This is a genomic window from Dictyobacter vulcani, from assembly GCF_008974265.1.
Classification (GTDB): Bacteria; Chloroflexota; Ktedonobacteria; order Ktedonobacterales; family Ktedonobacteraceae; genus Dictyobacter; species Dictyobacter vulcani.
On sequence record NZ_BKZW01000001.1, the window covers coordinates 1,512,073 to 1,536,693 of the forward strand.

Below are 24,621 nucleotides of genomic sequence, written 5' to 3' on the forward strand. Positions count from 1 at the left end.
TCCCGGTGAAAGCCAAAAACTCATGTATGAGCAGGCCTTCACCGGGCTCTTTGTTTTCGTGGGAATTTATCTATAATAGCATGTGTTTTGTGGAGGTTAGTATGATAAATGAAGCACGCGTTGCTTTTCTTGAAAAGATGATCAGCAGCCCCAGTCCTTCCGGCTTTGAACAACCCGTACAACAGGTTGTGCGAGAAGAGATTCAGAAATATACTGATGAAGTGCGCACCGATGTCCACGGAAATGTGATTGCTGCTCTTAATCCGGCAGGCAATCCACGTGTGATGTTAACCGCACATAGTGATGAGCTAGGCTTTCTGATCCGCTACATTGATGAACAAGGTTTCCTTTATTTCGCTCCCATTGGTGGTTACGATCCTTCAACACTACCTGGCAACCGTGTTAACGTACACACACCCAATGGACCCATCCTGGGTGTGATCGGCAGACCACCTGTGCATACGCTGAGTCCAGAAGAGCGTGGTAAAGGTCCAAAACTGGCTGATCTGTGGATTGATATCGGCGTTTCCAGCCAGGAAGAAGCCAAAAAACTGGTGCCACTGGGTAGCGTAGCTACACGAGCAGCTGAATTGGAACGTATGCAGAAAGACGTGATCGTCTCACGAGCGCTGGATGATAAGTCCAGTCTGTTTGCTCTGGTAGAGACAATGCGCCGCTTACATAAAAAGCGGACAGCATTAAAGGCTGGCGTCTTCTTTGTATCTGCAGTACAGGAAGAAGTGGGTTCTCGTGGTGCCCAGACGGCGGCCTTTAGCGTTGATCCATTGATCGCAGTAGCAGTAGATGTGACCTTTACTTCGGACCATCCTGGTACCTCGAAAAAAGATCTGGGAGAGATCAAGCTCAATGGCGGACCAGTACTCTCAATTGGGGGTCATATTAATCCACGTGTGTATCAACTCTTAGTCAAAGCAGCCGATGAGGCTGGCATAAGCTGGCAGATTGATCCACAGGCAGCCAGGACATCAACCGATACTGACGTTATTCAGGTAGTTCGCGGTGGTGTAGCTACGGCTCTTATCAGTATTCCCTGTCGCTATCTCCATACAGGATCTGAGATTGCTTCGCTTAAGGATATTGACGAAGTTGCCGAACTCTTAACCCATTTTGTACTGGCGTTAGATAAAGACACCAACGTCATACCTTAAGCAAGCTTTTTTTTGCAATCCCATTTACTTTCTGATTACCTATCCTCAGTGGTAGTCTCCCTTACATAGGAGGCATCTGCTGAGGATATTCAGCTTTTGGCTGATAGGGATCATCCTGAAGCTGTTCCGGCGCGGCACGATACATAGGCTCTGGATCGCGGGAAGGTTCGCTGCTCGCAGGTTGATACTGATAGCCCTGTTGATAGGACTGTGTGTAGCTCGGAGCCTCTTCCTGGCTATGGGGCTGCTGACCCGTTGGCTGGTAATAGGGAGGCTGATAGTAAGGTGCCTGCTGACCTTGCGGTGGATTGTAGTATGGCGGTTGCTGATTCATTGTCGCCGACCGTTTGCTCATATAGATGAGAGAGGCAATGGCTGCGACAATAATACCAATCACCAGAACAACTGCCCCAAATCGGCTTGAAGCAATCCCGATAATGGCAAAGAGCAGCCACGGAAAACCATACCAACCTCCGCGCATCCGCCGTCGGCGCGGATAGCCAGGTCGATAGTTAAACCAAAACATAATATGATCCTTTTCGCCATTCCTGACGAACTCATCTTCGTTAGCTACCAGATGACGTTTTATATTACTAAATGCTATACTCAACTTTTATAAATATAACATTCAGTAATAACAGTGTCAAGGGGTATCTATTTTTCCTGCTTACAAATGATGGTATGTTTTACTCATTTTTATTTACGCGCTCTTTGAATATAGACGGAAGCAGGAATAAAAAATCAAACGATATAACGAATACGTAGAAGGATTGCAGGAGTTGTATTGAGAAGTTAACTGACTGGCTCATTCTGACTTCCCATCCGACGCAGCGCCAGGACATATTTAATCAACTCCACAAAAATTGTGGCATCCGGTAGCTGTGAAAGGTACGTCAGATCCAGGCACGTGTCCTCAACGCTGATCAAAGCCAGGCCAGAGTCAACATAGACACATGTACGCAACTGTTCCCACTGAAAGAGTTGCTGCCCATTATTGATACCTTCCCAGCTGACAGTAAAACGTCCAAAAGTGACTGCATCGCCAGAATTATAGGAGGTACGCGCACGCGAAAAAAGATAGCGGAAGGTTTTACCATAAATAAGATGTTGTACAGTCGAACTATTTGCCCAGCTACGCCGCAACTTCATGCTCGTCCCATTGTTGCAAACAATGCACGCAAAGCCTTTTCCCAGGCGAATGGAAGCAATTTGTTCCCAGCGCACAACCTTGCGCGGGAGCAAGGTCTGCATAAAGAGACATCCATCGGTACATATCAATACAGAATGCAAAAATGGTGAAAAATAGAGAGCGAGCGAACTCATCAAGCCGCCCACCACCATTAAAAAGAGGCTCCCGAAGAGATAGGCATCAGGATCTTGATAGGGGAATGTATTGATAAAGTAGCCGGACAGAGTGACAAGCAACAGGCTGAGGATGCTACACACAATATTCAAGGCAAAAATACGTCTGTTTCCCCGCCGGTACATGATCCAACCAAAAACGGTGGGAACAGCTCCTGCAAGTGGAGGCCATAACCAGGCCATATAAAGATGATAAGTGTATGTCGTAGAAATAAGCAGGATACTACCACAGGTAACACAAAATAAGCCACATAAAGCTACCACAAGGAGTTCAACAAAAATTAAGGTCATATGCGATGGAGAATAGCGGCGGGAATTAAAATTGAATTTTCTGGTGGGGACGCCCAGATTGTATTTTCTGGCAAGGAAATGATCCCGGGGTGAAATTTGATTTGCCACGAGCAATAATCCTTTAGATTAAGGCTGGAGTGCAGGGATTCGAACCCCGATTACCTGTTCCAAAGACAGATGTCCTACCATTGGACGACACTCCAATATGCTCACCTCCCATATAATAACTCTTTCTTTGTGGGTTGTCAATACACCTACCCGGCAATTTCAGGGCTTTTTATGTTCCTTTTCATTTTTGGCATGAACCAGGCATGCAAAAATTCAGCTGACGATTTGATTTCAAGGATCCCAAAACTATCCGCTACATAGGAAAAAGGGCCGGGTTGATAAGAATAGCTAATAGTAAGGTTTTACAGCGTCTATTCACATAGAAAGTACGCAATTAAAAAGCCCTTCACTCGTTGCTCGCAAAAGTCACCATAACGCAACATCTGGAAGTTGATCAATTGCGCGAGGACAATAAAACCGCTCAAGCCGCTTCGCGCAAATGTTTACATGGCTGGTGTGCCCATTATACTGTACTCATACCATAACAGCTGAAAAGCCATCAGGTAAAACTTATGCCGGGAGGAATACTATGAACAATTATAGCTGCGGTCCACATCCACGTCGAGCAGCTACACATGCTGTCATTATGCTCATTCTCGCATGTATGCTAACAGGTTGTACGTTGGGAACTAATAATAATACGACCGCGGCACCACAACATACAGTGCCAGCCGCAACACCGACCATAAACATCACACCAACAGCTCCACCATCCATACAATTAGGTCAACAAACCTGCCCCAAAGCCATAGATACCGCAGCTTATTGGAATCCTAAAGTGCCAACGCAACCATCGAGCGATCAAGTAGAAAGTATTATTTGTGCTTACCTGATGGGTAAAACCCAGCTACAAGCACTTGTCTCTGTCCGTCACAAAAATAGCGGGCTCGTGTTAGATCTACATGTGTATGACAAGATTAATGATCCAGCGCCCAAAGAAGTTTTTCAAGTCTCTGGACTCTATAAAGGCGAGGCGAAAGTGAGTACCTACAATACTGTATTGACAAGTGAGGTGAATCAAAACTCGCCACAGAATCAGAAGTTATCTGGTAATACTATGGTGAATGATCTGCAACGCGAATTCAAATGGGCTGATAGCCGCCAGACACTTGTGCCAGTCTCCTTTCCAGGACTCTTCCCCAGCACGACCCGCTACCAGGCTGAAGCCGAGCAGCAACAGGTGAATCAAGGACAAGAGGCCTGGAAGTTGAGTGCGACCAGAATGGCTACGACCTTTGTAGCAAGTTCGCAGTTTTTTAACTGGCACAATGGTACCCAGGCCACAATTGTGAGCGGTGGTGGTCAAAAGGATGTTGACGCGGTTGTCAAAGTCGAGCATAACTCGGCCGCGGGTAAGAATACTGCCACGATTACGATGACCCGTCTGGAGAATAATGCCAATGGTGGCATCTGGATCGTCACCAAAGCCAGTAGTGAAGGTTTAAGCCTGGATACACCCGCACCACAAAGCCTGCTTAAAAGTCCTGTTGCCGTTAGTGGAAAAGGGCCGGCTTTTGAAGGGGTAATTGGCAAAATTTCCGTCCTGGACAGCCATTATAATACCCTGGGCACCACCGATGCACATGGTCAACAGGGCAATGGACCTACCTCATTCACAGCCACTGTTACCTATACTCCAACCTTCAAAACAGGCACTGAAGATGGCATGCTGGTCCTGATTTCCAACAGTAATGCTGATGGTAGTGTCAATGGTATCGCTATCGTAAAACAGCTTCTGGGCTAAATAGCAACTGTTTGCTTGCTTTAAACAAAGATAGTCGACATAAAAAAAGGAGGAGATAGAGGGCGCAGACCCTTTATCTCCTCACATCATCTCAAAAAGAAGATGACGCCACCTGAGCGAGCTAAGCATCATGGTTGGCCATTGGGTGTTTTCCCAATGTTTTATTTTCTTAATCTCTTTATAACACAAGAATGTACAGAAGAGTACACTTTTATGGCTATTTCCGTATTTTTTTTATCTTTTTTTAATGCGGTCGATTATATACAGAAAAGAAAGACATGTACTCGAACAATAACCTGCTTCAAGCAAACAATCGAAGACGATTATTGCTAGCGTGGAGGCCCTTGCTGAATATAAGGACGCAATTCTTGTAAGGTGCCACGCTCCCAGGAGAGATTTTCAATCCACCAGTTTGTTCCGACCTCTTCATATGCCGAGACCAGGGCTGCATCATGGCCACGATCCTTGCCTTCGAGAATTCCCCATTGTACTTTTGTAAATGGCTGAGCGGCTTGCTCTGCTGTCTGTTGAGCGGTGACATAGCTAAAGCAAGCATGTGCCTGCTCAGGCGTCATCTGCCCGGTCATATTCACGTCTTTACCAATCGGACAGACACCATCCCAGCGTGCGGCACGGCGCATAGGTTTCTGGTTCGGCCAGACGCCACCAACCCAGATCGGAACGCGGGGTTGCTGGACAGGGCGGGGCAGGTGACGCACATTATCAATTTGATAATATTTCCCTTCATATGAGATACGCTCGCCACTCCAAAGAAGAGAGAGGATTTCTAGCGCTTCATCCATGCGTTCACCATAGGTCTTAGGTTCGCCAGGCTCATGATAATTCACATATTCAACACCGCCCCCACTACCAACACCCAGGATCATGCGTCCATTGGAGAGTTGATCCAGGGTAGCTACTTCGCGGGCTAATTTCCAGGGTCGGCGTCGGGTAACAGGCGTCACCATCGTCCCTAACTTGACGCGCTGAGTACGCATAGCGGCAGCCGTCAACATTATCCAGGGATCGAGTACTTCATCGCCCCATTTATCTCCAATATGGTCCCAGACAAAAAAACCATCCCAACCGGCTTCTTCTGCCTCATGGGCCACTTCCGCAGCCAGATGGATATCAGCATAATCCCCATGACAATTAGGAATGGCAATCCCAAATTTCATAGCTCATCTCCTTGGTTCTTTTTGTTGTTCATTATACGCTACCGTCAAGATAGCCTCTGTCATATTGCCACAGGAAGTTTCCGCCAGCATAAATATTGTCAGACTATTATTAATAGCAGCGAAAATTCACAGTCTATATATATGCACGAAGATAAAGTAGATTAATACTAAAAGAGCATTTTGGCATGTTTGCTGGAAGAGTTGTGGTGATCTGGAATGCCGAGGAGTAAAGCTCTTGCCAGTTTAATACGTGTCAAGGCAAAGAACGTACTGGTCAACCAAAGGAGTAAGGGCGTATGAAGATTGCACAGGTAGCACCACCCTGGATTGCGATCCCACCACAAAGTTACGGTAGTACTGAAAATGTTATTTATCATCTGGTTGAAGAACTTGTTGAACTTGGTCATGAAGTTACCTTGTTTGCTCCTGCGGACGCACGTACATCCGCTAAACAGGTCTCGTTTATCCCCAGATCATTGATCACAGAAGGTGTGCCCTGGCAAGCCAATCTCAAGGCATACTATCATTTACATAAATCGCTGGAATATATCTCAGAGCACGACTTTGATATTGTCCATACTCACCTTTCTTCAAGCAGCGATATGTATATTTTTCCTTTAACCTCTACGCTGCCAACGCCCCACGTGAGTACACTCCATGGATATTTTCCATTTGATCGCACCCTTGACAATTGGACCGGTGATGCCGATGGCTACTTTATGGAATGGGCACGCTATGTTCCATTGGTAGCAATTAGCGAATGTGCCAGGACGCAGGTCTCGCGTCTCATACCCTCGGTCACCTTCGCTGGCACTGTCCACCACGGCATACAGATGCAGCACTATACAGCCAATCTGGAGGCGTGTAATGATGACGCCTTTATCTGGTTGGGTCGTTTCACTTATGAGAAAGGGGCACATCTGGCAATTGAGGCCGCCAGAAATGCGGGCGTGCCATTAATTTTAGCTGGCATCAAAGAACAACAGAGTCGAGATGCCATGGAGTATTATCGACATCTGGTTGAACCATATATTGATGGTGACCGTGTGCGCTATCTGGGTCCAGTTACCATGCAGCACAAAGTTACATTACTACAGCAAGCCAGAGCTTTGCTCAACCCGATTGAATGGGACGAACCGTTTGGGATCGAGATGATCGAAGCCATGGCCACTGGCTGTCCGGTCATTTCGTTTGCGCGTGGGGCTGCGCCAGAAATTATTGCGCATGGGAAAACAGGCTTTCTGGCCAATAATATGTTGGAAATGACAGATTATATGCACCAGGTTGACAGGATTGATCGCCAGACAGTGCGCGCGCATGCAGAGCGCTCATTTGCGGCCAGAGTCATGGCCGCAAAGTATCTGGATATTTACTCGCATGTTATCGCCACTCAGATGACAGGACCGCAAACACCCTCCAGAGATACCCGGCCTCTGGTCCAGGTCAATAGTGAGAATATACTTTCCGCGTAGCAACGGCGCTACACGGTGTGTCTATATTTGAGCCTCGCAGGAAATTTCCTGCGAGGCTTACTTTTAAGCGTTTCTTGCTACGCTAGCTGAATCTGCCAGCCAGTCTCTCTTTCCAGTTCAACGAGTAGTGCTGCATCAATATGCTTGTGTCCATTGGGAAATTGAAAATGGACCAGCAGTATATGCCGCATCGCATCTACAAGCAGACGACGAACAGTACCATACTTGCCAAGTCTGCTCTGCACCAGAACTTGCACATCCCGTTCGTTCATTGGTTCAGTTTTAGCTACCTGACCGGTATTATTCGACTCACTCCCACCAGGAGCAATATAAAACGCTTGCTTGCCAGAAAAATCCAGCACTAAGCGCCAGCCAGTTTCCGCGCTAAACTGTTGCTGTATATCCTCCAGGAGTTGAGGCTCTAATGCGCCAGTACAGGTAAGGCGCAAAATCATTTGCTCATGCAGAATAGACTTTTTCCCGATGATCGTTATATGCTCAGGTAACAGTCGTAAGACAGCCTCGACCAGAGCCTTTTGATGCACATCTTTATCTACATCAATACGCCAACCAGTCTCACGCGATAGATTTTCAAAGACAGTGGCATAGCGTGAACGGGCGAGTTCAGGAAAGTAAAAATGTAGCCAGAGTGTCAGGCGCCGATCATCCACTCCCAGCTGATAGAAATCTGGTACTTCTCCAAACTCTTCGATCACACGCTGCATAACCTGACTCCTGGAGATCGCAGTAGTATTAGCAAGCGCCTTCTCATCTACAACCTCTTCAACGGAAGAGCTACGCAATTCCAACTCCCAGCCAGTCTCTTCAACAAAACGTTTCCGCGTCTCATCTACTGCCTCCAGTGATACCTGACCAACACACACAATTCCCACTTTGTGCTTGTCCTGATAGATCGATGGTGTATCAATACAGGAAACACCCTCAGGTAAAATGCATGCCAGCACCTCTTTGAGCGCCGGTGGATAAATAATCAGATGAAGGCGGACATTCCAGCCAGTTACTTCAGTAATCAAGCGGAGTTGCTCGGCATAGCGCTCTCTGGCAATATCAGGAAAGGTGAAGCGAGGCACAAGTGTATGGGTAGTGGCCTCTACCTTGACGCGTAAATAGCCTGGCAATGGCTTTAAGAGATCCTGCGCATAATGCAAAGCATCTTCCATACGATATGGCTTATCAGCAGTGCGTGCCGCAACGGGCCGACAGTACTGATGGTTGACAACTGAGGCTGTTACAACTGATGACGTATGCACTAACGACAGGGTCCAACCAGTGGTCACCTGAAATTCGGTCCGGGCATCATTGATATCTTCATGTGAATCATAACCATCATAGACAAGGCGGACAATCTTTTGCGCAACAACTATTTCTGGAATGCCCTGACAGACCAATCCTTCTGGTAAAGAACGCCTGGCTACTTCGATCAACGCTTCACGCGAAGCAATCGGCACAATTTTCACCTGCCATCCGGTGACATCAGCTATTTCTTGCCATAATGCGGTATAACGAACACGGGCCACATCAGGAAACAAGAACGAGACCACCAGACTCTGTTCAGTCTCACCAGGCTCGATCTGTACAAATCCTGGCAACGTATGTAGCCGTTGTTCAGCCAGACGAAATGCTTCATCACAGGAAACCGGGGATGACATGCCAGGCTCAGCCAGCGTTTCAGGCAATGCATGTGAGATCGCGGTTGCTCCAATAGTAGCGCCTGTGAAAGTTAAATGCCAACCAGTCAGATCCTGATAACTGGCCTGCGCCTCTTTCAGCGCACGTGGGGTCGTCTGCCCTATCACTTCAAAGTGAATATGTTTGCTCTCCTGGTACACCGACGGGTGGCTTTGAATGGTCAGCCCCTCGGGCAAGACCTGGTGTGCGACCTCGTTTAACGCATCTTGATGAGCATATGGCGAAATCACAATATTCACATCAGCTTCTTCAGCGGCTTCACTTAAGCGCTGCTGGTACTGCTTTTTTGCGATATCAGGAAAATGGAATGACAGCGTCATATCGCCGGTCTCAGAATCAAACCGCCGGCGATAGAGATCCGATGGATTGCCAATATGCTGTTCCAGAATCTGGAGGACGACGCGTCGATCGATCTGCGTGGTAGAAATTTCACCCTCGTCCTTCTTCAATGCCTCCTGCCAGTTTGGCGCTAAGGTATAAAGCGTTTGCCCTTCTTCAAACTGGGGCATCTGTTGCACATAGAAGAGTGAGGAGGAACGCTGCACGAGATCAGCAACCGCAAGACGATCCGCCAGTTCTGTTGCAGAGACGCCCGCCAGTTCGCACAGATCCGTCAGCGTATAACTTGTTTGTTCATGACAGGCCAACGCTAATTTTTGTACCGACAACGAACGGCGTAATATCCTGGCCTGGCGGCTCAATTCAGTAAGATAAGATGAAACCTGGCGTTCCTCTAAATGCTCTGGCAAAGCGCCCAGTACATCCAGAATCGTTGAATAAGCATAGCGAATACGATCGGAAACACCGGGGGCAAATTGCACGCGTACAGAAGCGGTTGGCAGCAGTCCTCGGCAGAGTGCTGGCATAGGACTGCCGCCAAAGGCGACTTGCACAAAGAGAACCTGGCCAATCAAATCACTGAAAAGCTCAGAAGATGTGCTGCGACCACGTACATAAAATGCTTCTTCGAGGGCGCGATGTGGCATAAAGTAGCGATAGCGAGGATCTTGTTTAAGTACCTCCTGTATACGTGCAATCGTGCCCTCATGGGCCTGACCCTCCCAGATCAGCGCCAGTTCACGAACAGTCACGATACGCAAAGTAGGAATCTGCGAGACTGCCTGCCAGAGCTGATCAACATGCTCATGCTCAAACAAGATTCCTTTACCAATGCCAATCGCCAGTTGGGATAGGGCGGTAACGTTATTGCGTGCCACCGAGTGCTCAAGTTGCCCATCATTCACGATAAATTCGGTGGCATTGTGGGGGAGCAGGACATCAGTGTCGGTCAGGCGAGCACGTAAGGCGGCCCGAGCCTCATCATCACCATGTACCAGCGCCACATGCAGGGGTTGCAGTGAGGCGGCATAGCTGGCCAGTTCACCTGCATCAGCATGAGCAGATAGACTATACTTGCCCACATGACAATGGACCGGCGTTGGCACACCATCAAGATCCAGGCACTCCTGCTTATGTTCCGCAACATCCAGTAAACGCTTACCAGGGGATTCTTCATCCTGATAACTGGTAATTAAAATAGATGCACATGGATTTGAAATCAAGCGCGCAGCATACCAGACGCTTGGTCCTCCGGTCAGCATACCTGAACTAGAAATGATACAGGCTGGCTCACCTGCCAGGATGCGCTCACGATCATGCTCATCTTTCACATACGTAATACGCCGGCCAGCAAAAGGGTAGTACCCCTTACGGATCTGGCGCGTAAGCCTGGGAGTTAATGCCTCTGGCAGTAAATGGTATGTCGAGCACACACGGCGGACCAATCCATCCACATAAATAGGAAATTCAGGGATCAAGCCTTTTTGCTGCGCATCAACCAATAGTAATAAAACTTCCTGGCCGCGTCCAAGTCCAAAACAAGGGATCAGAACTGGGCCTCCACGCCCGATTCCTTCGGCCACGGACTGTGCTAATCTTTGCTCTTCAGCCTGGCGGTTAGCGTGCAGCCGAGAACCATAGGTCGCTTCTAAAACCAGCAGATCCGGCTTCTCAATCGGCGGGGGCTGAGCACCTGAAACGGTACGTTGATCGGTAACACTGATATCGCCAGAAACCACCAGCGATCCATCCGCCGCCACAAAGCCCAGGCTAATCGCGCCCGCGATATGGCCAGCCGGACTGGTCATCACGGTGACATCAACAAGTTCAGGAACCGTTATGGCTTCACCTACCGGCAATGGGCGTACCTGATTAAGCATACGCTCAACCAGATCACTGGGATAGAGGGGGAGTTCCATTTCTTCGACGGCCCGCCGCTGCATAATACGTTGTGCATCCGCCAGCATCACTTCTATCAACAACCCGGTTGCGCGTGATGCAAAAATAGGGGCATCTGGATACGCCTGATGCAACAATGGAAGCGCTCCAATATGATCCGCATGCGCGTGGGTTACAAAGATCGCTCGGACCTCTTTGTCCTCAAGCAGGACAAAATCTGGGAGGGGGTCTGCACTGCGGTCAATCCGCACACCGGCATCGATCACAATCCATTGACCGGCAATCTGAACAGCAAGACAACTGGCGCCAACTTCACTGGTGCCACCAATAAAAAGTACGTGCATAGACTGTCCTTCGTCACATAATGATGATGTAGCAAGCAGGTACACCATCAACCTAAGTATCCTTCTATGGATCATTCTCAAATAAGCTGCTTGCAAGAGTGTCGCTCTGGCATGAAGCTCATGAGAGCACATTACGGCTCAATGTAGAATGTATCATTCTGTCTTGTGGCAAAACGTTGCCAGACCCATGTTTATTGCTACACCTGAGTAGCAATATCTTCAGTTTGGGGGTCACAGAGAAGAGAGGATAAGATTATTTTAAGAGGAGTTAGTTTTACAATAGATAACCTTTCATTTCTGACAACAATATAGAGTAAAATATCACAGCAAACGACATCGGTACAGCTACACTAAGTGGTGGATGCGTTGAAAAAGGGACTTGAAAAATGACGTATTACACGGCACACTGTTTGTATGAAAAAACAACAGAAAGCGCCAATGAACACGTCTTCTCAATTTTGCCCTAATTTGACGTGTTCCGCAAGGGGTCAAAAAGGGCAAGGAACTATTGTGGTTCATGATCGTCAACGTGAACGCTATCGTTGTAAGGTCTGCAAAAAAACGTTTACATCCCGAACAGGAACCATGTTCGAAGGGCTCCGCAAACCAACCGAGCTCATTGTCATTGTGGTAACTTTGCTTGCCTATGGCTGTCCGGTGCAAGCGATTGTCAAAGCCTTTCGTTTAGATGAAAGAACCATTGCCAACTGGCGAGATCGCTCTGGAGCACATTGCCAACGGGTCCATGAACAAATGATGCAGCAGGCTGACCTCACTCTGAGTCATGTGCAAGCCGATGAAATTCGAGTCAAAGGAAGAAAAAAGGTCATCTGGATGGCCCTGGCGATGCTGGTTCCTACGAGATTGTGGTTGGCAGGCGTGGTGCAGCCAACTCGCGATACTCCGTTAGCCGATCGGTTGTTTGAGCAGGTTCGTCAGTGGACCAAGCACATCAGTGCGATCCTGGTCTGCGTGGATGGCTGGCCAGCCTATCCACACAGTATTGAGCGAGCCTTTCGCTCAAAAATCAAGCGCACAGCTGGAAGAGGACGCTGTTGTCTGGAAATGTGGTCGGGATTGGTGATTGGACAAGTGATCAAGCGTCAATACAAGCATCGTGTGGTTGAAGTGGAACGGCGTTTGCTACGTGAGGATCCGCATCAAGCACAGAAGTTGTTACAAACGACACCAGGATGCACGATTCTCAATACGGCGTACATTGAACGATTGAATGGCACCATGCGAGAGCGTTTGGCACAGTTAACCCAGAAATGCCGACATGCCGCATGTCGGCTTGAGAGCTTGCATCACGGCATGTATCTGTTGGGTGTCACCTACAATCTATGTTGGTCCCATCAACAGTTGAGCACAAATCAGCAGCAGATCAGTCCGGCGATGGCCAGCGGTTTAACCGATCATCTGTGGAGTATTGTTGAGTTGTTAACGTACAAGGTCGTGCCCGAACCCTGGCACGAACCGAAAAAACGAGGACGCAAACGGATCAAACCGTTGCCTGATCCTAATCAGTCAAAGCGACCACGAGGGAGACCTCGTCTTCGACCGTTGCCTGATCCCAATCAGCCAAAACGGCCGAGGGGGCGACCTCGTAAAGTCATTTTGAGCTCATCCACCGTTTAGTGTGGCTGTACCACGACATCTATTCTATTATTTTAACCCATAGATTGATACTTTTACAATCTTTTTCATTTGTATGCGGATACGATAAATTCTTATACTGCTATTATTCGATATCCACTCTCTGCCTGCTGAGCTAATTTATAGATATCTGTAACATAGCACTGCAAAAGAAAGTTCTGCATAAAGTAGAGGTTAGATATAACGTAATGCTTCTGCTGGAGCCACGCGACCAGCCTGCCAGGCTGGTAAGACCGCTCCAATGAAGGATGCAAAAAGGGAAATTGCAACAATCAAGGCCAGCTGTTGCCAGGGAATACTAAAGACCAGACCTGTCTGATATTGTTCAAAGAAGTTGGCCGCAAAGATATTGCGAGACAGTATAACTCCCAGAATTATCCCGAAGAAACTTCCAGCAGCACCAACAAGAAAAGATTCTAGTAAAAATGCCCCCTGGATTAACGGACGTGAACTTCCCAGAGCTCGCAGCATACCAATCTGCTGTCGCCGCTCAATCACGGCCCGCGTACCCGTCAAGGCCAGAGCCGCCACACCCAGTAATAAAATCAGGCCTACGACCGCTAATAAAACATTACTCAGTAAAATACGCGGTCCACGAATCTGCCAGATCACATCTTGCAGCACGGTCGTTTCTAACCCGTAGTCCAGATATGCGGAACCAAGTGCCAGGGCCAGGGTGCGCGGATCGTGGCCCGGAGCCACTTTAAAATAGTAACTCTGGGATTCTGGCGTGCGCTGACTTCCAGGTACGATGCTTGCCCTGGTAGGATCATAGGCGGCTCGTGGCACATACAAACCAAAGTGGGCCGAGTCACTATTATCCACCACTCCAATCACAGTGATTTTGGTCGCTGTTTTTCCTTGCAATCCAACTACCCACAGTGGAGTCGCCAGAAATGAGGTATCACCTTGCCCGATTCCATTCATCGCAAAAGTAAGCTTTGGATCAAAGCCTGGAGGAATAGCTGGCACGTTAGCGCTATTCGCATTACCAGCCGTTGGATCATAGACAGCCGAGTGGCCAGCATCGTATGGTAAGGCGCTACTATCGATCAGTGCATAGTTGGAATGTGTTTGCAGCGCCTGCCAGACCGCAGCATCGTTATTAAAGCCCTGAGCACGCGCCACCAGATGTGTACCATAGCCCTGTAAAAAACCGCCACTCACAATCTGGGCTGGATAGGTAGACCAGCGCGGTGCCGGTGCGCCGGGTTGTAAGACACCTAACGTGGTCGTATTGCGAACCCCAATCGCGGAAAAACTGGCAGGATCGATTCCCTGATGGGCCAGGGAAGTTTGCAGATCAGGTAAGTTCTGAAAATAGGCAGTAGCCTGGATATCATAACCGCCAGTCTGGGTTGCAATATCGACATATGAGCTTTGCATTGCATTGGTGATAATCGCCATCACGGTCATTGCAAAGACGACCAGACTAAACATCACGACACTCAGACCTGTACGTAAGCGGCGCTGCAATGGATAGGCCAGGGCAAGTTTCGTGACAACAAAGACACCTGGAATACGAGCACACAACGCTAATAAGGGTGCCATCAACAATCGAGCATTCGCAATCGCGGCCCAGACGGTTCCCAACACCATCATGACACCCGCCACAAAGAAGACTTCAATACCACCTTGAAAACGTGGCAGGCCCAACGTCTGTAGAACATCAAAAGGCAAAGCCCAATACGCCATCCACGACAAACCAATTAAGGCCGCTGCCGCTGCATCCAGCCATGCTGACCAGCGCTGACTATTTCCACTCCAGTCACGCCGACTCAGGCGCGCAAAGATCAATAGACACTGCAGCAATAATGTCTTTAATAATAAGACTGCACCAAACACAAAGAGCGAAAGTCCTGAGGAGAAAGGTATAATCTCGTCCGTATTTAAACCTGATTGGATCAACAGGAAACCTGTGAGCAAAGGGATTAATCCGGTCAGCAACAGGGTCAGTAAAAAACCAAACAAGCTCTCTGGAAGATACTCAAACAGGATTCTCCGGGTGCGGCGCCAATTATAGCGACCCGGTCTCATACCATCCCATAACTGCGTCAGAAGCTGATAGAAGCGCTGACCTTGCTCATGCAAGGGCAGACGCATACTCGCAGGCTCAGGCAGATCACGGATCGCCTCAATGATTGTCATACGGCTTACCAGCCAGGAAGAGAGAGCCACAGAAAGAAAGGTAAAGATTACGCCCAGGCAATAAGCAACCTCAAGACTATGGGGCTGAAATGTAAACTTCAGAGGAAAATTAAAACGTTCCAGCAGAGGTCCAAGCAGGTAGATCAGTACCACTCCCAATCCAAAACCAGCTAAAAGTCCGGCCAGAGAGGCAAACAGATCATAGACCGAACCTTCAAATAGATACATCAGGATTAAATGACGCCGCTGGACCCCGATCGCGCGCGCTATTCCCATCTCTGCTCGACGCTCTGCCGCCAGCAGGACAAAGATCAAAAAGATCAGCAGTAGTCCAATCGCGAGCGCAAACAGGGCGAACAGCGAAAAGATACGTGAGAATATTTCCTGGGCTTGCTGCGAGTTCTGCACACCTTGCTGCTTGACTTGAATCACATGAACTCCACGTGGCAGCCATTTTTCAATGCGATCTTCAACCTGGTCAGATAAGCCAACGCCATTCACACCACCACCACCTCGATTGGCGATCAGGATTCGATTAATCTTGCCCTGCTCCTTTTCAATTTTTTGAAAGGTAGCCAGGTTGCTGATCACGACAGGTTGGTCACCAACGATGCTGGTGTTGCTGACAATCGCAACCACACGAAAAGCATAACGACGGCCAGGCCAGCGCGAAGAATAGATATATAAGCGATCATTCGGTCTGGCATTTATTAAGGTCGCACAGGTCTGGTTCAGATAGACAGTTTGATCAGCCAGTGCACTGACTGGACGCGGCTTCTTAGAGGCAACATCAGATAAACCGCCAAACCCTGCTTCACTCCCTGGCAAAACTGCCAGCGCACCTACATTTGAACGTACCTGGCGCGAGGTTTGATCCGCAATTAATAATCCACTTTCATTTAAAACAGCACCAACAGCAGCAATATCAGAACTCCCCTGGCTGCGTCGCTTTACCCGCTCATAGACCCATTGCGGATATGTCCCAAGAGATCCATGACCACCTTCAATCAGTTCATCGATGTTTCCCCAGTTATAGACCGCTACACTTTGTACTGCTGCCGTCATCACATCTCCAGTCGCGAGGACTCCCGATAGCAAGGTGGTAGACAACATCAAGGCAAAGACAATCAAACCCATCTGGGTACGCCGCCTGGAGACGTTGCGCACACCAATCTTAAAAAAGATCCTGTTGGCCAGGGCTAACAGCAGGGTACCACCCATGATGATGCCTGTCACGATCAGTAAGATTGGCGTCAGGGTATCAATTGAAATACCAAAAAATTGTGTCATAAATGGTGCATCTGTAAAGTATCATAAAAGATCTCAGCCAGCACGGCATAACCAGACGCATTCGGATGAAAACCATCCGCGCTAATATATTCTGGATGCTCGCTCAAGGTCTGCCAGGTCTGGTAAAGATCGACCAGTATAACGTGTTGACCTGCCACAACAGTAGCAATAACACTATTATACGCGAAAATGGTGGACCTGAGTGCCTGCTTATCACTATGAGCGAAACGCGGCAGCACGGTTAGATCTGGCACATTGGCAACAAAAATTCGTGCCTGTGGATTAGCCGCCTGCAGGCGTTGGAGTACACTGGCTAAATCCTTCTGGTAACTGGCAAGAGGTACTTTATCAATAAGATCATTGACAGCCAGCCAGACGGTAATCAAATGAGCATGCGAGTCCAGGGCTACAGGTACCTCAATATTGAGAGCGTCATGAGCATCAATGCCAGGAATTCCCAGGTTTATCAGCCGTGCATCAGGTCCTAAGCGCTTAATGAGAGATGCCGGCCAGCATTGCGTGGCGGGATCATTGGTTCCGGTCCCAAAGGTGTCCGAGGCTCCAATTGCCACATAGGTCAGATGAGCAGCAGGTGTAGGCTGCAAGTGAAGGTGGGAGGAAGAAGATTGGTTGTCTGGTATACCTACGCAGGCTGCCAGGAAAGCGCTGATCAGCAGGCAGCAAAAAAGACTGTTGAATGTATGTGTGGCCCGCTCACGATTGGAACATGACCGCTTCAACAGCCTTTGCATTCTTATTGGATATATCATCCGTACACGATGTACCTGCATATCCCCTTAAAATGGTAATATCACCTGTATTTACGAAGTTCGCTTTACAGATTACCGCACGGAACTGACGACGCTCCGAGCCAATTTTAAGACGATTTACAGACCACGCGCTGCGATTGCTGCACTTAATACCGAGATCAGGGCAAAAAGTACCACAAAGACAATCGTTGCATTGAAGATCAGGCGCTCAACGCCGCGACGTGTCTTGAACACTGATCCGGCGCTACTACCGCCAAAGGCGCTACCCAGGCCAGCACCGCGCGCCTGTAATAAAATAAACACTACAACGGCTATGCTCAAAATAATCTGAACGATACGAATAGCCGGAAGCCACTGTTGCAGCAAGAGTTTTCCTCTCTTTCGTGCTAACCCCTATAAAACCAAAAGTGAAACAATTTCTGAAAGATTATACCATAGGATATAGACAACGTCGAGATAGTAAACAGACATATACGAATATGCACAGGAAAAACACTCGTGAACATGCTTACTTAAGAGCGCAACAATCACTATAGTTGATCTCTTATCTGGAAACGTCACACTCCGTCAGATAACTATGCTCATATGAAAGCCAGCAGACAATGTGTCTAACCAGAGCAAACGTTTGGTTGAAAGGAAAAAGGGAACAAGATCTTTAAGGAAGAGTTATATACATCTATGCCTTAAAGATCTTGTTCGTCACCCTACTTATTGCTATGTGCATGTTCAGGCTCAATCGTGCTGACAGGTGTCGCTTCATTCACACGAAATGGTTTGCCAAAGCGCTGTTGCAGTAACATCGCCAGAGCAGGCCAGCCATCTTTCCACGGTGAGAGTTTTTTCTCTTCGCGAGGATAGTAACTGATGGGTACCTCAAAAATGGAATACCCGGCTTTGAGGATGCAGGTAGTAATTTCGGGCTCAATTTCAAAACGACGTCCGGTCATTGGTAATGCATGGGCAACCACACCAGGCATCAATTTATAACATGTCTCCATATCATGAATCCGGCTGCCAAATAATACATTGGTCATGGTGGTCAGGAAGCGATTGCCCCAGCGGGTAGTGAATTTCTGGCCAGCAAGGTCGCGATAACCATAAATAGCCACACGTTTATGACCAGCGGCCGTAACTTCTTCCCATTTACGCACAAGCCCTGGAATATCCTGAGGATCGTATTCCATATCCGCGTCCTGGACAGTAACCAGATCACCAGTTGCCAGACGGAAACCTGTACGTAAGCCCGCCCCTTTACCCTGGTTCTGCTCATGGCGTACATATTGATAGCTATCAAAGGGTGCATTTTGACGAATCTGTTGTAAAATTTCCCAGGTGCGATCGGTGGAAGCATCATCAACCACAATCACTTCTAGATCTAATGCTACATTAGAAAGCATTTCTAAAATCTTAGCAACAGTATTCTCTTCATTATAGACAGGGACCACTACAGAAACCCGCATAGTATAAAGCCTCTCCTTATTAACAAAATGAAAGCACTCACTCTTATAAATAATAACTTAAAAAAGTGTATCCATATCGAGTAAACGATTGACTAAGTATATCGCAACAGATAGTAGCCTGGATAGGAGTTATAGCTTACTTACCAATCTCAGTATCATCCCCTCACAAAAATCATACCTCCCTTGTAGAACACTTATCCAGTATGATACAATACAATCCGGGCGAGGACATTGGGTCCCCGCCCGAACTTATGTGAGAGAGTATTAAAGTTATGGAAATAACCTGGCTTGGCCACTCTTGCTTCCAGCTTCGTGGCAAAAATGTCATTTTAATTACTGACCCCGCGACCCCTCAGCAGGAGGATGCCACAGAGCCATCCCCGTTGAGTAAGGTGAATGCTTCTATTGTTACAGTCAGCCATAATCATCCAGGCCATAACTACGTCCAGGGTGTGGGTGGAAATCCACGTGCCGTACGTGGACCGGGTGAATATGAAATTAGTGATGTGTTGATTACCGGTGTTGCTTCCTATCATGATGATGAACATGGCAAGAAACAGGGACGCAATACTATCTATATTATACATATGGATGATCTTGTCATCTGTCATCTAGGTGATCTGGGTCATGTCTTACCTGAGGAACTACTAGAAGAAGTTGCCGACGCTGACGTACTTCTCCTTCCCATCGGTGGTGGAAATTCTATAAATGCAACGCAGGCCGCGGAAATTATCAGTCAGGTTGAACCACGGGTAGTGATTCCTATGCACTATCATCCGGAACAAACTGAAGGTATTCCAGCAGAATTACATAAATTTTGTCGTGAAATGGGTGTGGAAACAATTGAGCCACAGCCTAAATTCACGGTTACCAGGAATTCTCTGCCGGCCGCAATGCAGGTTGTGTTACTTACACCACGGTAAATACCGTGAATATGTTGTCAATCTTTCAATTGCTTAAGGCAAGGCTCCGAGGATAAGGAGAAAGCGAAGCTATGTCAAAATTCATCTTTGTCACAGGCGGTGTGGCATCATCAGTCGGAAAAGGTATCAGTGTAGCCTCACTCGGGCGTCTCCTCAAAAATCGCGGAGTCTCCGTCTCACTTATGAAGTTGGACCCCTATATCAATGTGGATCCAGGCACAATGTCACCATATCAGCATGGTGAGGTGTTTGTGACCGATGATGGCGCTGAGACCGACCTGGATCTTGGTCACTATGAGCGCTTTACGGATGAGCCATCTTACCAGGCTAACAATGTTACGACCGGACAGGTTTATGCTTCGGTTATTGGAAAAGAGCGCCGTGGAGAATATCTGGGTGGCACGATTCAGGTTATCCCACACATCACCAATGAGATTAAGGATCGCATTCATGCCGTTGCTCGCCGCTCCGATGCGGATGTGGTGATTGTTGAAGTTGGTGGCACCGTCGGCGATATCGAAGGCGAACCTTATTTAGAGGCGATTCGCCAGATGCGCAAAGACGTTGGACGTCGGGATGTCCTCTACATCCATGTGACCCTCCTCCCCTATCTGGGTGCCGCAAAAGAACTCAAGACCAAACCAACCCAGCACAGTGTCAAAGAGTTGTTGCGCGTTGGTATTCAGCCAGATGTTATTTTATGTCGTTCGGATTATGCTGTCCCCGATGACCTACGTGAGAAAATCGCTCTTTTCTGCAATATCGAGGAGAAGGCCGTCATTGGCATGACCAATGCCGAGACTATCTATGAAGTTCCTCTCCACCTTGAAGATGCAGGCCTGGGTGAATTCCTGGTACAAGAACTGAATCTGCCAAAACATGAACCTCAGATGCAGGAATGGAAAAATCTGGTTGATCGTATTAAACGTCCACGCTCAGAATTAACAATCGGCCTGGTCGGCAAATATGTTGAACTCCATGACGCATATATGTCTGTCGCGGAGTCCCTCCATCATGCTGGCTGGTTCCATGATGTCGATATTCGTATCAAATGGATCAATTCAGAAGCCCTGGAGCAGATGGGCGATAATTATGAAGAGGCACTGGAAGATGTCGCCGGTATCGTGGTTCCCGGTGGTTTTGGCCATCGCGGTATTGAGGGCAAAATCAAAGCTGCCAGCTATGCACGCCGCAACAATATTCCCTATCTGGGTCTCTGCCTGGGCATGCAAGTAGCCGTCATCGAATTCGCCCGCAATGTCCTGGGACTGACCAACGCCAATAGCTCCGAATTCGATCCCCAAAACGCGCATCCAGTTATTGATCTGATGCATACACAGCGCAATGTTTCCGATAAAGGCGGCACCATGCGTCTGGGTAACTGGGTCTGCTGCTTGATGCCAGAGACAAAAGCTCTTCAAGCCTATGGAGAAGCCATTGTCTTTGAGCGCCATCGCCATCGCTATGAATTTAATAATGAATATCGGAAGCGTATGGAATCTCAGGGTCTGATTGTCAGCGGTCGCTCAGCCGACAATAGTCTTGTAGAAGTCATTGAAATCAAGGACCATCCCTGGTTTGTTGCCTCACAGTTCCATCCTGAATTCAAGAGCCGTCCGACACGTCCCCATCCATTGTTCCGCGATTTCATTGGGACCAGTCTGAAGCTCAAACTACAAAAAGATAGTGCTGTAGAGGTTGAATCAGGTAAAGTATTATCCGACTCACGGATAGAGATGTAACTCCATGTTATACTTGAGCCAACTGCTCAACGCACCGGTTCTAGACCAGCAGAATGTGCGTGCGGGCAAAATCATCGATATACTAGCGCAAGCCAATCAGGTAGGCCAGGATACTCCGGCCTACCCTACCGCTCTGCTGGTAGAGGTTGAAGACGATCAACAGAGACGGGTACCTGTGGATGCGCTCGAGCGCCATGAGAATACCTGGAATCTGCGTTATCCCATCGAGCGGTTCGCTCTACAAGCTAATTATCCAGGTGAGGATGAGGTTCGCCTGGCTCAGGAAGTGCTGGATAAGCAGATCATTGATCTTGAGCATAAAAAAATGGTGCGCGTCAATGATCTTTGCTTTGACAATGATTGGCGTATTCTGGGCATCGATAAAAGTTCTTTGAGCCTGATACGCCGCCTGGCACCTTCCTGGCTGGCAAATGCCATTAATCCACCAACCTATGACACTTTGATTCCCTGGCAAGAAGTTGAACTGATGAGCTCGACCTCTCGTGTCAACGATGAGATTGAGAAAACACCATCTTCCCCACTCGTTTCTCCATCATCGCGCTCATTAAGCGGCCATCTTTCTCAACTCCATCCCGCTGATATCGCCAGCATTGTCCATCAGGTCACCGTTGAACAGGGGACCCGGTTGATTGAACGCCTCGATAATAATACTGCGGCCGATACCATGGAAGAGATTGATACGGAGCGTCAGGGCCAGATTCTAGAGAATTTGCCACCCGAGCGCGCTGCTGCGATCTTGCATGAAATGGGACCCGATGAGGTTGCTGATCTGCTTGGTCAGCTTCCAGAGGAGCGCAAGCAAGAACTCCTACGCCAGTTACATCCTGAGGACTCAGAAGAGGTTCAGGAATTATTGGAGTATGAGGCAGATACGGCTGGCGGCTTGATGACAACGGACTATATCGCTTTGAATCAGATGCGTACGGCGCAAGAGGCGTTGGCTGCGATTCGTCGCGATATTCTCGAAAATGATGTACGCATCGCTTACGTCTATTGTATCGAAAACGAGGCCGAGGATGATAATCGCCCACTGGGTGTGGTCTCTATCTGGGATCTCCTGGTGGCCCAACCGACCCAACCCCTACAAGAATTTATGGAAACGCAACTGATTACGGTACAACCAGATGCAGATCCTCGCACCGTAGCTGAGACGCTGGCAAAATATAATTTGCTGGCCGTTCCAGTTGTGAATGAAGAGGGTATGCTCGAAGGGATCGTGACCGTTGATGATGCCCTCGACGTCCTACTGCCACCAGAACGACGTCGCCGACCAACCCGCATGTATTAGTATAGTATTCAGGCTTGATTTACCCTGAAGAAAAACTTGCCTGCCCATACATTTTTTCACGCTGGCGCGATTGGGCAGGCTTACCCACAATACAATTAGTCAGGCAATGTTATTCTGAGGATCTGAAGTGTTGGATACAATACTGGCTTCCAGCGCCACTAATACTTGCGTAATATCCTGACACACTTCCACCATTACCTGCGGAAGCCACTCCTCTGGGTGGGGATCATCGGGCAAGATCACGCTCTCGACCTCGCCATCATTGACTTGTATCAGGACACTTTCACTGGGCATCGGCTGCTCTTCATGCAAACCACGCATACCCAGTGGATGCCAGATAGGAATCTCTACCCGCTGCTGCAGATTCAAAACTTCAGGATATAAACGGTTATCGCGCAAGATCATCGTAATTCCCGGGCGAGTCTCGATGGTTCTACGGCTCTGTTCACTGGCCTGTAATTTGACTAATTGGGATAGTGAGAGCAGCGTCTCTTCAGATAAACTTGCCCCATGTAAGGCCAGAGAATAGGAGAGTTCCAATACCAATGGCGGAATGGCGCTGGTGTGAAGATGATCACAATCATCCTCTATCTCGTGGAAAAATTCGCATACGCCGGTGGTCCCATCCGTTGAAAGTGCAGTATCAAGCACGCCCCAGGAAAATGAAACAACACATGAACTCTGCTGCTCAACATCACACGTACCTGTATGACAGGTACAATTAAACTCGCGCTCCAAAGAACGTGTATTTAACCAGGACTCAGGATGGGTGACGAGACCGATGTTGCGGGCCGCTTTGATGAATAATCCGGTCGCGTCTTCAAATGTTAACAATTACAAGCTCCTTATTGCCTCGAAACAGATAACCATGCCAGTCATAAAGCTAACATGCTTGCTACACCTTGCCAGCTAAACATGAGTTCAGCAGATGTATCACCCTTATATTACTGATGCATTCTATGGGTGTCAAATAATGGGGGGAATTACATAAATACAGGGGTACTACCCTTACCATAAAAAAACAGGGCACCTGACAGTATTGGTGCCCTGTGAGGTCTTTTTGAGGTTATAGCATTGGACGGATGGAGACGATATAGTACGTTGTTACACCGCCAGGAGTTGAAACGCTTACTTCATCGCCCTCGCGATGGCCCATCAAAGCCTTACCTACTGGAGCCTGATCAGAAATCAAACCAGCCTTTGGATCAGCTTCAAATGTCTCAACAATCTTAAACATACGCTTGGTGCCTCTGTCGGTCTCCACCTCTACTTGCATACCAATGCGCACAGTGCCATCTGTGTCAGCGTGCATATCCGGAGTCATCACTTCGGATAAACCAAGTCGTTTTTCGAGTTCTGCGATTTCACCTTCAAGCATCGCTTGATCGTTTTTGGCTTCTTCGTATGCGCTACTTTCACTGATATCGCCTGCTTCCTTGGCTTCATGAATATAGTCGGCGACCTCACGGCGCTTTACATCGCGCAAGTAATCCAGCCGCTCTTTCATGCGTTTAAAGCCTTCTGGCGTCAAGCGATAGATTTTGCGATCAGATGCATCACTCTGTCCACCAATACTCATTGTATAACTCCTCCTGGTAGTGAGGCTGTCGACCCCAACGGGTCCGTTCCCGATATCCGCCTCTTACTTGTCTAATTCTAACGATAAAACCTTATCACTCTTTTGTTGCTGACCTGTTATTGCTGCCG

17 protein-coding genes and 1 tRNA gene are annotated in these 24,621 nt (G+C 48.2%); 7 read left to right on the forward strand and 11 right to left on the reverse strand.

The window, feature by feature from the left end; translation table 11 throughout:
• Positions 1 to 101 precede the first annotated feature (101 nt).
• Positions 102 to 1,169 (forward strand): M42 family metallopeptidase, encoded by a 1,068-nt coding sequence (locus KDW_RS06210; RefSeq protein WP_162004999.1) that lies wholly within the window; start codon positions 102 to 104, stop codon positions 1,167 to 1,169.
• 61 nt (positions 1,170 to 1,230) lie between these two features.
• Here KDW_RS06210 and KDW_RS06215 read toward each other — a convergent pair whose 3' ends face one another.
• From KDW_RS06215 to KDW_RS06225, 3 genes are all read right to left on the reverse strand, one after another.
• On the reverse strand, positions 1,231 to 1,695 hold the full coding sequence (locus tag KDW_RS06215) for a hypothetical protein (protein ID WP_151755154.1): 465 nt from the start codon (positions 1,693 to 1,695) through the stop codon (positions 1,231 to 1,233).
• Positions 1,696 to 1,961: 266 nt separating this feature from the next.
• Positions 1,962 to 2,930, reverse strand: coding sequence for a DUF6585 family protein (locus tag KDW_RS06220; RefSeq protein ID WP_151755155.1), 969 nt, complete (start codon positions 2,928 to 2,930; stop codon positions 1,962 to 1,964).
• Between the two features lie 24 nt (positions 2,931 to 2,954).
• Positions 2,955 to 3,025 (reverse strand) — tRNA-Gln (locus KDW_RS06225).
• 434 nt (positions 3,026 to 3,459) lie between these two features.
• On the opposite strand from KDW_RS06225, the gene KDW_RS06230 reads away from it, so the two are divergent.
• The gene (locus tag KDW_RS06230; RefSeq protein ID WP_162005000.1) at positions 3,460 to 4,674 is read left to right on the forward strand and encodes a Gmad2 immunoglobulin-like domain-containing protein; all 1,215 of its coding nucleotides are present in this window, start codon (positions 3,460 to 3,462) and stop codon (positions 4,672 to 4,674) included.
• 329 nt (positions 4,675 to 5,003) lie between these two features.
• Here the strand turns inward: KDW_RS06230 and KDW_RS06235 are convergent, their stop codons facing one another.
• Positions 5,004 to 5,852 carry an LLM class flavin-dependent oxidoreductase gene (locus KDW_RS06235; RefSeq protein ID WP_151755157.1) on the reverse strand — a complete coding sequence of 283 codons (849 nt, stop codon included), beginning with the start codon at positions 5,850 to 5,852 and terminating at the stop codon, positions 5,004 to 5,006.
• Between the two features lie 296 nt (positions 5,853 to 6,148).
• Here KDW_RS06235 and KDW_RS06240 point away from each other — a divergent pair, with 296 nt between their 5' ends.
• Positions 6,149 to 7,324 carry a glycosyltransferase family 4 protein gene (locus KDW_RS06240; protein ID WP_151755158.1) on the forward strand — a complete coding sequence of 392 codons (1,176 nt, stop codon included), beginning with the start codon at positions 6,149 to 6,151 and terminating at the stop codon, positions 7,322 to 7,324.
• 77 nt (positions 7,325 to 7,401) lie between these two features.
• Here the strand turns inward: KDW_RS06240 and KDW_RS06245 are convergent, their stop codons facing one another.
• Positions 7,402 to 11,616, reverse strand: coding sequence for an MBL fold metallo-hydrolase (locus KDW_RS06245; protein WP_162005001.1), 4,215 nt, complete (start codon positions 11,614 to 11,616; stop codon positions 7,402 to 7,404).
• Between the two features lie 510 nt (positions 11,617 to 12,126).
• Here KDW_RS06245 and KDW_RS06250 point away from each other — a divergent pair.
• Complete coding sequence (locus tag KDW_RS06250; protein ID WP_151755160.1) at positions 12,127 to 13,254, forward strand: hypothetical protein; 1,128 nt, start codon at positions 12,127 to 12,129, stop codon at positions 13,252 to 13,254.
• Between the two features lie 192 nt (positions 13,255 to 13,446).
• On the opposite strand, the gene KDW_RS06255 is transcribed toward KDW_RS06250, so the two are convergent.
• From KDW_RS06255 to KDW_RS06270, 4 genes are all read right to left on the reverse strand, one after another.
• On the reverse strand, positions 13,447 to 16,710 hold the full coding sequence (locus KDW_RS06255; protein WP_151755161.1) for an ABC transporter permease: 3,264 nt from the start codon (positions 16,708 to 16,710) through the stop codon (positions 13,447 to 13,449).
• Complete coding sequence (locus KDW_RS06260) at positions 16,707 to 17,450, reverse strand: SGNH/GDSL hydrolase family protein (protein ID WP_162005002.1); 744 nt, start codon at positions 17,448 to 17,450, stop codon at positions 16,707 to 16,709. Before KDW_RS06260 ends, KDW_RS06255 begins: the two co-directional genes overlap by 4 nt.
• Before the next feature lie 147 nt (positions 17,451 to 17,597).
• Positions 17,598 to 17,846 carry a preprotein translocase subunit SecG gene (secG, locus tag KDW_RS06265; RefSeq protein ID WP_151755163.1) on the reverse strand — a complete coding sequence of 83 codons (249 nt, stop codon included), beginning with the start codon at positions 17,844 to 17,846 and terminating at the stop codon, positions 17,598 to 17,600.
• A 338-nt stretch (positions 17,847 to 18,184) separates the two neighbouring features.
• Complete coding sequence (locus KDW_RS06270) at positions 18,185 to 18,940, reverse strand: glycosyltransferase family 2 protein (protein WP_151755164.1); 756 nt, start codon at positions 18,938 to 18,940, stop codon at positions 18,185 to 18,187.
• Between the two features lie 272 nt (positions 18,941 to 19,212).
• Between KDW_RS06270 and KDW_RS06275 the strand changes: the two genes are divergently transcribed.
• From KDW_RS06275 to KDW_RS06285, 3 genes are all read left to right on the forward strand, one after another.
• Positions 19,213 to 19,863, forward strand: coding sequence for an MBL fold metallo-hydrolase (locus KDW_RS06275; protein ID WP_151755165.1), 651 nt, complete (start codon positions 19,213 to 19,215; stop codon positions 19,861 to 19,863).
• A gap of 71 nt (positions 19,864 to 19,934) precedes the next feature.
• Positions 19,935 to 21,605: a CTP synthase gene (pyrG, locus tag KDW_RS06280; RefSeq protein WP_151755166.1), complete on the forward strand. Its 1,671-nt coding sequence runs from the start codon at positions 19,935 to 19,937 to the stop codon at positions 21,603 to 21,605.
• 4 nt (positions 21,606 to 21,609) lie between these two features.
• On the forward strand, positions 21,610 to 22,914 hold the full coding sequence (locus KDW_RS06285; RefSeq protein ID WP_151755167.1) for a magnesium transporter: 1,305 nt from the start codon (positions 21,610 to 21,612) through the stop codon (positions 22,912 to 22,914).
• Between the two features lie 99 nt (positions 22,915 to 23,013).
• Here the strand turns inward: KDW_RS06285 and KDW_RS06290 are convergent, their stop codons facing one another.
• Both KDW_RS06290 and KDW_RS06295 read right to left on the reverse strand, forming a co-directional pair.
• Positions 23,014 to 23,748: a hypothetical protein gene (locus KDW_RS06290; protein ID WP_151755168.1), complete on the reverse strand. Its 735-nt coding sequence runs from the start codon at positions 23,746 to 23,748 to the stop codon at positions 23,014 to 23,016.
• A 232-nt stretch (positions 23,749 to 23,980) separates the two neighbouring features.
• Entirely contained in the window at positions 23,981 to 24,493 is a 513-nt protein-coding gene (locus KDW_RS06295) for a GreA/GreB family elongation factor (RefSeq protein WP_151755169.1), read from the reverse strand.
• Positions 24,494 to 24,621 lie beyond the last annotated feature (128 nt).